The organism is Pseudomonas sp. P20 (assembly GCF_016463925.1).
Taxonomy (GTDB): Bacteria; Pseudomonadota; Gammaproteobacteria; order Pseudomonadales; family Pseudomonadaceae; genus Pseudomonas; species Pseudomonas aeruginosa.
The window spans coordinates 251961-264617 of record NZ_JAEMVM010000013.1; the positions used below are offsets into that span (position 1 = coordinate 251961).

Annotated in this window: 15 protein-coding genes; 3 read left to right on the top strand and 12 right to left on the bottom strand. The window is 67.0% G+C overall.

Going from position 1 to position 12657, the window contains the following annotated elements:
- Nucleotides 1–155 precede the first annotated feature (155 nt).
- From gbcA to JHD77_RS18895, 3 genes are all read left to right on the top strand, one after another.
- Entirely contained in the window at nt 156–1445 is a 1290-nt protein-coding gene (gene gbcA, locus JHD77_RS18885; protein WP_003096766.1) for a glycine-betaine demethylase subunit GbcA, read from the top strand.
- 274 nt (nt 1446–1719) lie between these two features.
- Nucleotides 1720–2280: an HdeD family acid-resistance protein gene (locus tag JHD77_RS18890; protein WP_003096765.1), complete on the top strand. Its 561-nt coding sequence runs from the start codon at nt 1720–1722 to the stop codon at nt 2278–2280.
- 4 nt (nt 2281–2284) lie between these two features.
- On the top strand, nt 2285–2461 hold the full coding sequence (locus JHD77_RS18895; protein ID WP_003096763.1) for a hypothetical protein: 177 nt from the start codon (nt 2285–2287) through the stop codon (nt 2459–2461).
- Here the strand turns inward: JHD77_RS18895 and JHD77_RS18900 are convergent.
- The 12 genes from JHD77_RS18900 to JHD77_RS18955 form a co-directional block, all read right to left on the bottom strand.
- Nucleotides 2458–2748, bottom strand: a complete 291-nt coding sequence (locus JHD77_RS18900) for a cell division protein ZapA (RefSeq protein ID WP_003105708.1) — start codon at nt 2746–2748, stop codon at nt 2458–2460. The two genes, JHD77_RS18895 and JHD77_RS18900, sit on opposite strands and share 4 nt — an antisense overlap.
- Nucleotides 2745–2978 carry a hypothetical protein gene (locus JHD77_RS18905; RefSeq protein ID WP_003105710.1) on the bottom strand — a complete coding sequence of 78 codons (234 nt, stop codon included), beginning with the start codon at nt 2976–2978 and terminating at the stop codon, nt 2745–2747. Before JHD77_RS18905 ends, JHD77_RS18900 begins: the two co-directional genes overlap by 4 nt.
- Nucleotides 2979–3073: 95 nt before the next feature.
- Nucleotides 3074–3307, bottom strand: coding sequence for a hypothetical protein (locus JHD77_RS18910; RefSeq protein WP_003105712.1), 234 nt, complete (start codon nt 3305–3307; stop codon nt 3074–3076).
- A 13-nt stretch (nt 3308–3320) separates the two neighbouring features.
- The gene (locus JHD77_RS18915; protein WP_003114450.1) at nt 3321–3725 is read right to left on the bottom strand and encodes a hypothetical protein; all 405 of its coding nucleotides are present in this window, start codon (nt 3723–3725) and stop codon (nt 3321–3323) included.
- A gap of 31 nt (nt 3726–3756) precedes the next feature.
- Nucleotides 3757–3963, bottom strand: a complete 207-nt coding sequence (locus tag JHD77_RS18920) for a helix-turn-helix domain-containing protein (protein ID WP_003096753.1) — start codon at nt 3961–3963, stop codon at nt 3757–3759.
- 7 nt (nt 3964–3970) lie between these two features.
- On the bottom strand, nt 3971–4540 hold the full coding sequence (locus tag JHD77_RS18925; RefSeq protein WP_031756096.1) for a hypothetical protein: 570 nt from the start codon (nt 4538–4540) through the stop codon (nt 3971–3973).
- A 124-nt stretch (nt 4541–4664) separates the two neighbouring features.
- Entirely contained in the window at nt 4665–5438 is a 774-nt protein-coding gene (gene etfB / locus JHD77_RS18930; RefSeq protein ID WP_016852270.1) for an electron transfer flavoprotein subunit beta, read from the bottom strand.
- Between the two features lie 35 nt (nt 5439–5473).
- The gene (gene etfA, locus JHD77_RS18935) at nt 5474–6706 is read right to left on the bottom strand and encodes an electron transfer flavoprotein subunit alpha (RefSeq protein ID WP_031756094.1); all 1233 of its coding nucleotides are present in this window, start codon (nt 6704–6706) and stop codon (nt 5474–5476) included.
- Nucleotides 6707–6824: 118 nt separating this feature from the next.
- Nucleotides 6825–8786: a dimethylglycine demethylation protein DgcB gene (gene dgcB, locus JHD77_RS18940; protein ID WP_015503865.1), complete on the bottom strand. Its 1962-nt coding sequence runs from the start codon at nt 8784–8786 to the stop codon at nt 6825–6827.
- A 103-nt stretch (nt 8787–8889) separates the two neighbouring features.
- Nucleotides 8890–10950 carry a dimethylglycine demethylation protein DgcA gene (dgcA, locus tag JHD77_RS18945; RefSeq protein ID WP_003107280.1) on the bottom strand — a complete coding sequence of 687 codons (2061 nt, stop codon included), beginning with the start codon at nt 10948–10950 and terminating at the stop codon, nt 8890–8892.
- Nucleotides 10951–10965: 15 nt separating this feature from the next.
- Nucleotides 10966–11496 carry a DUF5943 domain-containing protein gene (locus tag JHD77_RS18950; RefSeq protein WP_003107282.1) on the bottom strand — a complete coding sequence of 177 codons (531 nt, stop codon included), beginning with the start codon at nt 11494–11496 and terminating at the stop codon, nt 10966–10968.
- 126 nt (nt 11497–11622) lie between these two features.
- Nucleotides 11623–12600, bottom strand: a complete 978-nt coding sequence (locus JHD77_RS18955) for a dipeptidase (RefSeq protein ID WP_003106042.1) — start codon at nt 12598–12600, stop codon at nt 11623–11625.
- Nucleotides 12601–12657 lie beyond the last annotated feature (57 nt).

A 12657-nucleotide genomic window follows, 5' to 3' on the forward strand; every position in this document is an offset into this window, starting at 1 on the left:
CTTCATTCCCGCCACGGCGGGGCCCGTCCATCGGCAGGGCGGGATTCCGGACGCCGCGCCGGGATGAGGAAGGCTGTGAACGCCACCTTGCGTAGCAACCGTATCAGCCACTTTTTCCGCCGCCACCCGCGCGGGGGCGGCATGAGGAGTTACCGATGGACGTCACTTCCACCCTGAGTCTCGGCGATCCCCTGGAACCGGCCCGCAAGGCCACCGCCGACATGCTGCGCAGCCGCGACCACAGCTTCTCGCTGCCGCAGCCCTTCTACTGCGACCAGCGCCTGTTCGAGATCGACATGCAGGAGATCTTCCACAAGGAATGGCTGATCGCCGGCATGACCTGCGAGATTCCCGCCAAGGGCAATTTCCTCACCCTGCAGATCGGCAAGAACCCGGTCCTGGTGATCCGTGGCGCCGAAGGCCAGGTGCATGCCTTCCACAATGTCTGCCGGCACCGCGGCTCGCGCCTGTGCGTGAGCGAGAAAGGCAAGGTGGCCAAGCTGGTCTGCCCCTACCACCAGTGGACCTACGAGCTGGATGGCCGCCTGCTGTTCGCCGGCACCGAGATGGGCGCCGACTTCGACATGAAGGAGTACGGCCTGAAGCCGATCCAGGTGAAGACCGCCGGCGGCTACATCTTCATCAGCCTGGCGGAGAACCCGCCGGCCATCGACGACTTCCTGGCGACGCTCGAGCACTACATGGAGCCGTACGACATGGAGAACGCCAAGGTGGCGGTGCAGACCACCATCCGCGAAGCCGCCAACTGGAAGCTGGTGATCGAGAACAACCGCGAGTGCTACCACTGCAACGGCTCCCACCCGGAGCTGCTGAAGACCCTGCTGGAGTGGGACGACGTCACCGACCCGCGCGCCAGCCAGGCGTTCAAGGACCAGGTGGCGGCCTGCACCAGCGCCTGGGACGCCGAGAAGATCCCGTACGCCCATGCCAGCTTCGGCCTGCGCAATCGCATCGTGCGCATGCCGCTGCTGGACGGCACGGTGTCGATGACCATGGACGGCAAGCAGGGCAGCAAGAAGCTCATGGGCCGGATCAAGAACCCCGACCTCGGCTCGATGCGCATCCTGCACCTGCCGCACTCCTGGAACCACTGCATGGGCGACCACCTGATCGTCTTCACCGTGTGGCCGATCAGCGCCCAGGAAACCCTGGTCACCACCAAATGGCTGGTGCACAAGGACGCGGTGGAAGGCGTCGACTACGACGTGGCGCGCCTGCGCGAGGTATGGGACGCGACCAACGACCAGGATCGTCGGCTGGCCGAGGAGAACCAGCGCGGGATCAACTCCGACGCCTACCAGCCTGGTCCATACTCGAAGACCTACGAGTTCGGTGTGATCAATTTCCTCGACTGGTACAGCGAGCGCATGCTGAACAACCTCGGCGAGGAGTCCGCCCACGTGCGCAAGGTGGCCGGCAGCTGAGCCGGACGAGGCGCCCCCTGGCGGGGCGCCGCTGCGGAGGAAAGGTCATGGACAATCTGCTGTTCTACGTCAGTTCCGCTTTCGTCAGCCTGCTGCTGGCCTGGAACCTGTTCGCCTGCTGGCGCCGCCAGCGGCCGCCGGAGAAGTCCCGGCCCTGAGCCCGCGCGCACGCCTTGCCTCCCGCCTCCGCCCCCTGACAGCCTCCCGGCAAAAGGACTAAGGTGGGAGGACTCAACCTGAACGGGCCGCTCAAGGGCGGCCTCTGGAGGCAAGCGTGGAAAACAATCCCCTGTGGGCCGAACTGGGCAAGCACTGGAAACTGGTGGCCCTGCGCGGCGTGGCGGCGCTGGTGTTCGGCGTCCTGACCCTGCTCTCGCCGGCCCTGGCGCTGACCGTGCTGGTGCTGTTCTGGGGTGCCTACGCGCTGGTGGACGGAGCGTTCGCCCTGATCGCCGCGTTCAACATGCGCAGCGATGGGCAGTTCAACTGGCCGCTGGCGCTGGTCGGGGTGATCGGCGTGGCGGCCGGCCTGGTTGCGTTCTTCTGGCCGCAACTGACCGCCATCGGCCTGCTCCTGATCATCGCCGGCTGGGCACTGGCGATGGGCATCTTCCAGATCGTCGCGGCGATCCGCCTGCGCAAGTCGATCCAGAACGAATGGTGGATGATCCTCTCTGGTGCCATCTCGGTGCTGTTCGGCGTGCTGATGATCGCCAACCCCGGCGCCGGGGCGCTGGCGGTGGTCTGGGTGATCGGCGCCTACGCGGTGTTCTTCGGCGTGTTGCTGGTCATGCTCGCGCTGCGCTTGCGCAAGACTTCGACCCTGAAGGCCTGACGCGGTGGCGGCGAAGCCGGCGGAGGAAACGCGCTGGTGCCTGTGGCGCCAGGACGACAACGGCAATGCCTTCGTCATGCGCCGCGACCTGACGCGCGACGAGGCCTGCGCGCTGGTCAAGGACTACCAGGCGCGCGGGCATCGGCAGCTGTATTGGGCGAGTCCGCAGGCGCGCGACTAGCCGGATGCCCCGGCGATCCGCTCGACCAGCGCTTCCAGGCGCTGCTCCACCGCTCGCAGGCGCGGCGACTCGCCGTCGTTCGCGCCGAGCTGGCGGGCGCAGAGATTGAGCGCGGAGAGCACCACCAGCTCGTTGCTGGTGACGTAGGGAAACTTGCGCTTGTTGGCGTCCACTTCCGCTTGCAGCAACGCGGCGGCGTCCGCTAGGGCCCTCTCCTCGCCGGCCGGCACGCGGATCGAATAGTCCCGGCCGAGGATCGACAGGACCTGGACGCCGTCGCGGCTCATGCGCTAACCGGTTGCTGCGCGCTGAGGCGCTCGACCAGGGCTTCCAGGCGGGCCTGGGTGCCGCTCTGCTTTTCTTCCTGCTCGAGCATGGAGAGTTGCAGGGTTTCGTTTTCCTCGGTGGCCTGGCGCAGCTGCTGCTGAAGCTGGTCGTGGCTGTCGCGCAGGGCCTGGTTCTGTTGCAGCAGCTCGGCTACCAGGGTTTCCAGGCGTTCCAGGGTGTTCTCCAGCATGATCTCGTCCCAGTCGTTCAAAGGGCGCGCAGGATAAAGAAAAGCGCCTGCCGAAGCCAGGTCCGTGGTCGGTTGCCAGGCTTCGGCACCCGGCTTCACCAGTGAAAGCTGCCGCCCAGCGAGTAGTGCCCGGGGTCGGCGACGAAGGGATCGCGATCGGTGGCCGGCGGGCAGTTGCGCCGTTTCAGGCAGTCTTCGGCGCGCTCGGCGTAGCTGCGTTCGTCGCCGCTGACGCGGACGTCCGGAAGGATGCCGGAGAAGGAGGGATAGCCCTGGGCGCAGCCGACCAGGAACAGGAACGGCAGGAGAGGGAAGAGGCGTCGGCTCATGGGGATACTCCGATCATTGAGGTTGCTCGACGATGCGGCGGATGGTGCCGCCGCAGATGTCGGTGAAGCAGCGGTCGTAGTCGGAACTGCAGTTGAAGTTGCCGGAGCCGCCGAAGCCGTTGTAGCCGAACGAGGAGGAATAGCCTGGCGCCAGGCATTCCTTGCGCGCCTGCTTCTTGCTCTTGCCCTGGCTGCAATAGTGGTAGCTGCGCCGTTCCGCTTCGCGCAGGCGGTTTTCGTTCTGCCATTCCAGGCGCGCGAGGCTTTCGCACTGGCTCTGTTGCGTGCGGCACTGGGCGACGCAGGTGCGTCCCGCCTCGCTTGGCGGCATCACGTACTGGTAGCGGACGGAGGGGCCGCAGCCCGAGATCAGGGCGAGCGCGAGCGCAACGCCCGAGAGGTTCAGGTGTCTGTTCATGGTTTCTGGTTGGGAAAGGGTGGAGCGGGGATCAGTCGTCCGCGACGTATTCCAGGATGTCGCCCGGCTGGCAGTCCAGGAAGGCGCAGATCTTCTCCAGGGTGTCGAGGCGGATGCCCTTGACCTTGCCGTTCTTCAGCAGGGACAGGTTCTGTTCGGTGATACCGATGGCTTCCGCCAGCTCCTTGGAGCGGACCTTGTTCTTCGCCAGGATGACGTCTAGTCGGATGATGATCATGGGGTCGTCATATGAAGGCTCTTACTTCTTCGTCCAGTTTCCTGGCTTCGCTCATCATCAGGCCGAACGAGCAGAGAAAGATCGCCTTGAGGAACTCGTAGGCCGCTTCGGAAGTGAGTCCTATCGAAACGCTCAGGACACGCTCGCCGTCGGGCAGGTCGAGAGATAGTACAAGACCTTGCAGCGTATTGATAAATGGCTGGAGCAAGAGTGCCAAGAAGGACAGCAGGCCGATGTGCACCAGGGTCCTGGCGTTGCGCTGCGACCAGCGTTCGCCCTTGGCCAGGCGGCGGAAGAACAGGCCGGTGAGCGCCAGGCCGAACGCGGAAAGCAGGGTCGGCAGGTAGTCCAGCAGCATCAGCAGCGCCCGGCTGCTCCAGGACAGGACGAAGCCGTCGCTGGCCAGGCGCGGCATTTCATCGCTCCAGGCCTGCAGGTAGCCCTGCTCGCTGAGGCCGGAGAACCAGAGGTGGGTGTTCGCTCCGAGTTCGATGCAGGCCATGCCCCAGGCCAGGATGGCGCAGAGCATGCCGAGCAGATAGAGCTTGTGGTTGCTGATATGCGTGGACAGCGCCATGCCGGGTTCCCCTGTGTGTTTCGCGTCTGGATGGCGAAACTAGGGAATAAATTATCGTAATACAATAATTTATCGTCACCACGTCATAACTTGTGATCTGGCGCACAGTGCGTTCTGACCCGCTTCAGCGGATCACGCCTTCCTCGCGCAGGAGCTTGAAGATGGCTTCGGCGCCGGCTTCCGCCGAAAGATCCTTGAGTACCTGCCCGGTACCGCCGGAGGCCTTGGCGGTGGCGGCTTTCATCCGCTCGGCGCCGGTCTTCGCCTTGATTACCTTGAGCCGCTTCGGGCGCGGCCGGGCCGGTTGCAGGCTGTCTTCGGCGAGCAGCGGGTCGTCGACCACCTCCACCTCATGGGCCTCGACCTCGCCACGCCGCGCCGGGCCGAAGGCGCTCTGCCGGGCCGCCGGTGCGGCGTTGTCGACGCTGGCGACGAACGGCAGGCGTACCCGCAGCCGGCGTCGCTGGCCGCGAGGCAGAGCCTGGAGGACCTGGGCGCTGCCGTCTTCGACCTTCTCGACCTCGGCCAGGCCGACCACCAGTGGCCAGCCCAGGCGCTCGGCGAGGAGGAAGGGCAGCATCCCGGAGCCTTCCCCGGTTTCCGCCTGGCTGCCGGTGAGCACCAGTTGCGCGCGGGAGTCGCGCAGGTGCTCGGCCAGTGCGGGCAGGGCGTCGGCGCCGGCCGGCTGTTCCAGCACGGACAAGCGTTCCAGGCCCATGCCGAGATAGCCGCGCAGCGCCTCGGCGTGCGGGTCGCCGGCGTGCAGCACCTGTAGGCGTGGGCCGCTCAGGCGCAGGCCGAGTTCCACCGCGCGGGCGTCCTGTTCGGCACGGCGCGGGCGTCCGGAGGCGGGATGGGCGCCGATGGAGACCAGCGCGACGATGTTCAGCTCAGTCATGGTTCGATACCGATGAAAGGTACGTTGAAGCGGGTTCAGGCCGCATCGCGGGCGGCGCCGTTGCGGTGTGCCTCGGCCAGGCGGATCAGCGCGCGGAGGATTTCCGTCGAGTCGCCGATCACCGAGAGATCGGCGCGCTTGATCATGTCGCAGCCGGCGTCGCGGTTCACCGCCACCACCTTGTCGCAGGCGCCGATGCCCTGCAGATGCTGGATCGCCCCGGAGATGCCCACCGCCAGGTAGACCCGCGCGGTGACCCAGGTACCGGTGGCGCCGACCTGGCGGTTGCGCGGCATGTGCCCGTCGTCCACCGCCACCCGCGAGGCGCCCTCGGTGGCGCCGAGGACGGCGGCGGCCTGGTGGAACAGCGTCCAGTCCTGCACGCCGTTGCCGCCGGAGAGAATGAATTCGGCCTCGGCCATGGGAATCCGCGCCGGGTCCACGGCCACCGGGCCGAGGTCCTCGATGCGTGGCAGGTTGCGCGCCACCTGCTCGGCCATGTGCAGTTCGCGAACCTCATGGCGGGTCTCGCTGACCGGCTCGGCGCATTCCGCCGCGGCCAGCAGCAGGCGCGGCAGGGCGCGCTGGATGTCCTCGCGGCCGGCGCCGGCGCGGCCGATGCAGCGGCCGTCCTCGACCTGCCAGACGCGTCCGGCCGGCCGTTCGCCGAGTGCGGCGGCCAGGCGCCGGCCCAGTTCGCCACCGCCGTTGCGACTGTCCGGGAACAGCCAGTGGCGCGGGGCGAGCTGGTTCTCCAGGTTGCGCAGGGCGAGTATTCGCTGCTCGGGCGCGTAGCCGTCGTACTCGCCGCCGGCGAGGTGCAGCAGACGGTCGACGCCGGCGCTGTCGAAGGCGCTTTCCTTGTGTTCGCCGAACACCACGGCGAGCACCGCGCCGTCGTTGCCGGCGAGCTTGCGGGCCAGTCCGAGGAGGTCCTTGTCGTGGCTGGAGAGACGGCCGCCGACCATGTCCGGGACCACCGCGACGAGGAATGCCGGTTGCTCGACCACATGCAGCGGCAACTGCGCTTCCTGCACTGCGCTGGCGCGGCGCGCGCCGCTGCCCTGCTGGCCGCCGGAGCGATCGATGCGGCGGATGCCGTTGGGGCCGACGAAGCCGACGGCGTGCGGGTTCTTGCGGACCACGCCGTGGGGGCCCATCCAGCGCACCTCGCCGCCTTGGGCGGAGTGCATGGCCGCATGCAGCGGATGCAGGCGGTTGCGGGCGATCCATTCGGCGCGTGGATCGCGACGGACGATGTCGTTCATGCGGAATGCTTCCTGTGGCTGCGGCTACCCGATCCCGCGGCCCCCTCCCTGGAGGGAGAGGCCGCTATCCGTACTGCCCCGGTCAGCAGCGGATTCGATGTGAAGCTCGACACTCTCATCAATGCACCTCCGCCACGGCTTCACGCCGCACCGGCTTTTTTGCCGGCGCTTCCGCCTGCTCTATCAGCGCTTCCGCCACCAGCTCGGCGATGTCCTTGATCTCCGGCCGCGGTGCCACCACGCCTTCGAGCATCGCGGTGCACTGCGGGCAGCCGACGGCCACCAGCTCGGCGCCGGTCTCGCGGATGTCGGCCATGCGCATGTCGGGAATCCGTTGCTTGCCGGGGATGTCGGTGATCGGCGCGCCGCCACCGCCGCCGCAACAGCGCGAGCGGAAGCCGGAGCGTTGCATTTCCTTGACCTCGATGCCGAGTGCGCGCAGCACGTTGCGCGGCGCCTCGTACTCGCCGTTGTAGCGGCCCAGGTAGCAGGGGTCGTGGTAGGTGACGCTGCCGGCCTTGCTGCGGCCCGGTTGCAGTGTGCCGGCGCGCAGCAGTTCGTCGATGAAGGTGCTGTGGTGCAGTACCTGGTAGTCGCCGCCGAGGGCGCCGTATTCGTTCTTCAGCACATGGAAGCTGTGCGGGTCGCAGCTGACGATGCGGGTGAAGCGGTATTTCGCCAGGGTCGCGATATTGCGCCTGGCCAGGTTCTGGAAGGTCGCCTCGTCGCCCAGCCGGCGCGCCACGTCGCCGCTGTCGCGCTCCTCCAGGCCGAGCACGGCGAAGTCCACCGCGGCCGCCTTGAGGATCTTCACGAAGGCGCGCAGGGTGCGCTGGTTGCGCATGTCGAAGGCGCCGTCGCCGACCCAGAACAGCACGTCGGCGCTCTTCTTCTCGCTCATCAGCGGCAGGTTCAGGTCGGCCGCCCAGTTCAACCGGCCGCCGGGGGCGAAGCCGCCGGGGTTGTCGGTGGCGATCAGGTTGTCCAGCACCTCGGCGCCCTTGTTCGGCGTGGCGCCTTTCTCCAGGGTCAGGTGGCGGCGCATGTCGACGATGGCGTCGACGTGCTCGATCATCATCGGGCACTCCTCGACGCAGGCCCGGCAGGTGGTGCAGGACCACAGGGTGTCGGCGTCGACCAGGGCCTTGCCATCCAGCGCGACGATCGGCTGGTGCGGGCCGCCGCCGTGCTCGCCCAGCGGTTTGCCTGGATAGGGGCTGCCGGCGAACTTCGCGTCGTTGCCTCCGGCCAGGCCGATGACCATGTCCTGGATCAGCTTCTTCGGGTTCAGCGGCTGGCCGGCGGCGAACGCCGGGCACATCGCCTCGCACTTGCCGCACTGCACGCAGGCGTCGAACCCGAGCAACTGGTTCCAGGTGAAGTCGCTGGGTTTTTCCACGCCCAGCGGCGCCTGCGGATCGGCCAGGTCGAGCGCCTTGAGGCCGGTGGAGCGGCCGCCGCCGAAGCGTTCGGCGCGGCGGTGCCAGGCCAGGTGCAGGGCACCGGCGAAGGCATGCTTCATCGGCCCGCCCCAGGTCATGCCGAGGAACAGCTCGGACACGCCCCAGGCCACGCCAATGGCGAGGAGGCCGGCGAGGAACCAGCCGCCGAAGCCTTCCGGCAGGATGCCGGCCACCGGCAGGGTGGCGAGGAAGAAGCTCGCGGCGAACGCCAGCAGGCTCTTCGGCAGGCGCATCCAGGGGCCCTTCGACAGCCGCGACGGTGGGTCGAGGCGGCGGCGGGCGACGAACAGCGCGCCGACGAACATCAGCGCCGTGGCCGCCAGCAGGGCGAAGCCGAGGATCCGGCCGTGCAGCCCGAAACCGTGTACCAGGATCGCCAGCAGCGCCGCCAGGACGAAGCCGCCGGCGGTGGCGACGTGGGTCCTGGACATGTACCTGTCGCGCTCTACCACATGGTGCAGGTCCACCAGGTAGCGACGCGGCATCTGCAAGAGGCCGCCGATCCAGTCGACCTTGGCGGGTCGGCCGCGGCGCCACATGAGGAAGCGCTTCGCGGCGCCGAGCACGGCAAGTGCCAGGGCGGCGAAGAGCAGGACGGGGAGGAGGGTGTCGAGCATTTCTGGTCTCCCTGCGGGACGTCAGGCGGCGCTGGATCGGCCTCCTCTCCCGCTTGCGGGAGAGGGGGGCCGGCCGTGCCGGTCGGATGCCACGAGGCGTGTCTTAGAAATCCTTGCACAAGCGCAGCGCGTCATAGATCGCCGCATGGGTGTTGCGCTGGGCCACGCAGTCGCCGATGCGGAACAGCAGGTAGCCTTCTCCGGACTGGCTGAGGCAGGGCTGCGGCTGGATCGCGAACAGCGCCTCGACGTCGATCTGGCCCTTGTTCCGCGAGCCCTGCTTGAGCGCGTAGTAGAGGCTCTCGTCGGGGCGCACGCCGTTTTCCACCACCACCTGGTCGACCACCCGCTCTTCCCGCGCGCCGGTGTATTCGTTCTCCAGCACCGCCACCAGCTTGTCGCCCTCGCGGTAGACCTTCTCCAGCATGAGGTCGCCGGTCATGATCACTTCCTTGGGATACATGCTGCGGTAGTAGGTGGGGAAGGTGGTGCCGCCGATGGCCACGCCCGGCTTGATGTCGTCGGTGACGATCTCCACCTGGGCGCCCTTGTCGGCGAGGAAGTCCGCCACCGACATGCCGCTGAACTCGCAGATGGTGTCGTAGACCAGCACGTTCTTGCCTGGCTCGACCGTGCCGTCGAGCACGTCCCAGCTGCTCACCACCAGGCCTTCGGCGGCGCCCCAGTGTTCGTTCTGCTCGAGGAACGGATGTCCGCCGTTGGCCAGCACCACCACGTCCGGGCGCAGGTCGAGGATGGTCTCGGGGTCGGCCGCGGTGCCCAGGCGCAGGTCGATGCCCAGGCGCGCCAGCTCCAGCTGGTACCAACGGGTGATGCCGGCGATCTGGTCGCGTTGCGGCGCCTTGGCGGCGGTGGTGATCTGGCCGCCGAGCTGCTCCTTCTTCTCGAACAGGGTCACGTCGTGGCCACGCTCGGCCGCCACGCGGGCCGCTTCCATCCCGGCCGGCCCGCCGCCGACCACCACCACCTTGCGCTTCGGTCCGGCGGACTTCTCGATGATGTGCGGCACGCCCATGTATTCGCGGGAGGTCGCGGCGTTCTGGATGCACAGCACGTCCAGGCCCTGGTACTGGCGGTCGATGCAGTAGTTGGCGCCGACGCACTGCTTGATCTGGTCGACCTGACCCATCTTGATCTTGGCGATCAGGTGCGGGTCGGCGATGTGCGCGCGAGTCATGCCGACCATGTCCACGTAGCCGCCTTCGAGGATGCGCGTGGCCTGGTTCGGGTCCTTGATGTTCTGCGCGTGTAGCACCGGCACGTCGACCACTTCCTTGATGCCGGCCGCCAGGTGCAGGAACGGCTCCGGCGGGAAGGTCATGTTGGGGATGACGTTGGCCAGGGTATTGTGGGTGTCGCAGCCGGAGCCGACCACGCCGATGAAGTCGAGCATGCCGGTATCGCTGTAGTACTTGGCGATCTGCTTCATGTCCTCGTGGGACAGGCCGTCCGGGTGGAACTCGTCGCCGCAGATGCGCATGCCGACGCAGAAGTCCTCGCCGACCTCGGCGCGCACCGCCTTGAGCACCTCGAGGCCGAACTTCATGCGCCCCTCGAAGCTACCGCCCCATTCGTCGGTGCGCTTGTTGACCCGTGGGCTCCAGAACTGGTCGATCATGTGCTGGTGCACGGCGGACAGCTCGACGCCGTCCAGGCCGCCTTCCTTGGCGCGGCGGGCGGCCTGCGCGTAGTTGCCGATGACCCGCCAGATCTCCTCCACCTCGATGGTCTTGCAGGTGGCGCGGTGCACCGGCTCGCGGATACCCGACGGCGACATCAGGGTCGGCCAGTGGTAGCCGTCCCAGCGCGAACGGCGCCCCATGTGGGTAATCTGGATCATGATCTTGGCGCCGTGCTTGTGCATGGCGTCCGCCAGGTTCTGGAAGTGCGGGATGATCCGGTCGGTGGACAGGTTCACCGAACTCCACCACTGCTGCGGGCTGTCGATGGCGACCACCGAGGAGCCGCCACAGATGGCCAGGCCGATGCCGCCCTTGGCCTTTTCCTCGTAGTACTTCACGTAGCGCTCGGTGGTCATCCCGCCGTCGGTGGCGTAGACCTCGGCGTGGGCGGTGGAGAGCACGCGGTTGCGGATGGTCAGCTTGCCGATCTGGATCGGCTGGAACATTGCTTCGAAGGCCATGACCCTTTCCTCGGCTTACAGGGGTTTGACGACGAACAGGCCGTCTTCGTGACCGTCCTCGGCGCCGCTGTAGACCTGTTCGGCCACGGTGCGCAGGCTGCTGCCACGGGCGGCGAGGATCTGGTCCATGGCGCCGGCGAACCAGCCGGTGAACATGTAATCGACCTTGCGATTGACCTTGCCGTAGACGTAGACGAAGGCGGAGTGCCGCAGGCGGACCTCGGCGGTGCCTTCCTCGAGGTTGATCCGCTCGATCTCGAACAGGCCCCAGCCGCGCTGGGACAGGCGCTTCATGTAGTGCTCGAACACCGCCACGCCCTCCAGGCCGTGACATTCGGCTTCCTTCTCGCACCAGTGCCAGGCGGACTTGTAGCCGGCCTTGTAGAGGATCTCGGCGTAGGCGTCGGCGCCCAGCACTTCCTCGATGCCCATGTGGTTGTTGACGAAGAAATGTCGCGGTACGTAGAGCATCGGCAGGGCGTCGGTGGTCCAGACGCCGGTCTCGCTGTCGACCTCGATGGGCAGTTGGGGGGCATGTTTGGCCATGGTGTAAGCTCCGATTCTTTTGACTCCCTCTCTCCCTTCAGGGAGAGAGGCGGGGAGAGGGAAGATGGGTGCGATGCAATGCCCCTCCCTGGAGGAAGAGGCGACGAGTCGGGAGTGGGCCGGGAGTTACTCGCCCCAGACGTCGCGCAGGACCCTTACCCAGTTCTCGCCCATCACCTTGCGCACCACGCGCTCGGGCATGCCGCGCTCGAGCAGGGTCTCGGTGAGGTTGGGGAATTCGCCGACGGTGCGGATGCCCAGCGGGTTGACGATCTTGCCGAAGTTGGTCAGGCGCCGGGCGTAGCCCTTGTCGTGGGTCAGCCACTCGAAGAAGTCGTGGCCGTGGCCCTGGGTGAAATCGGTGCCGATGCCGATGGCGTCCTCGCCGACGATGTTCATCACGTACTCGATGGCCTCGGCGTAGTCGTCGATGGTCGAGTCGATGCCTTTCTTGAGGAACGGCGCGAACATGGTCACACCGACGAAGCCGCCATGATCGGCGATGAACTTCAGCTCCTCGTCGGACTTGTTGCGCGGGTGTTCCTTGAGGCCGGACGGCAGGCAGTGGGAGTAGCAGACCGGCTTCTTCGATTCGAGGATGACCTCTTCGGAGGTCTTGCTGCCGACGTGGGAGAGGTCGCACATGATGCCGACCCGGTTCATCTCCGCGACGATCTCCCGACCGAAGCCGGAGAGCCCGCCGTCACGCTCGTAGCAGCCGGTGCCGACCAGGTTCTGGGTGTTGTAGCACATCTGCACGATGCCCACGCCGAGCTGCTTGAACACCTCGACGTAGCCGATCTGGTCCTCGAATGCGTGGGCATTCTGGAAGCCGTAGAGGATGCCGGTCTTGCCCTGCTCCTTGGCCTTGCGGATGTCCGCGGTGCTGCGCACCGGGATCACCAGGTCGCTGTTGTCGCGGATCAGCTTGTTGCTGGCGACGATATTGTTCACCGTCGCCTGGAAGCCTTCCCATACCGATACGGTGCAATTGGCGGCGGTCAGGCCGCCCTTGCGCATGTCCTCGAACAGTTCGCGGTTCCACTTGGCGATGATCAGACCGTCGATGACGATGCTGTCGGCGTGCAATTCGGCTGGGCTCATCTGGCATACCCCTTTCAGGCTGGGCGCGCCGGGACTTGTGCCGACGCTTTGGGGGCA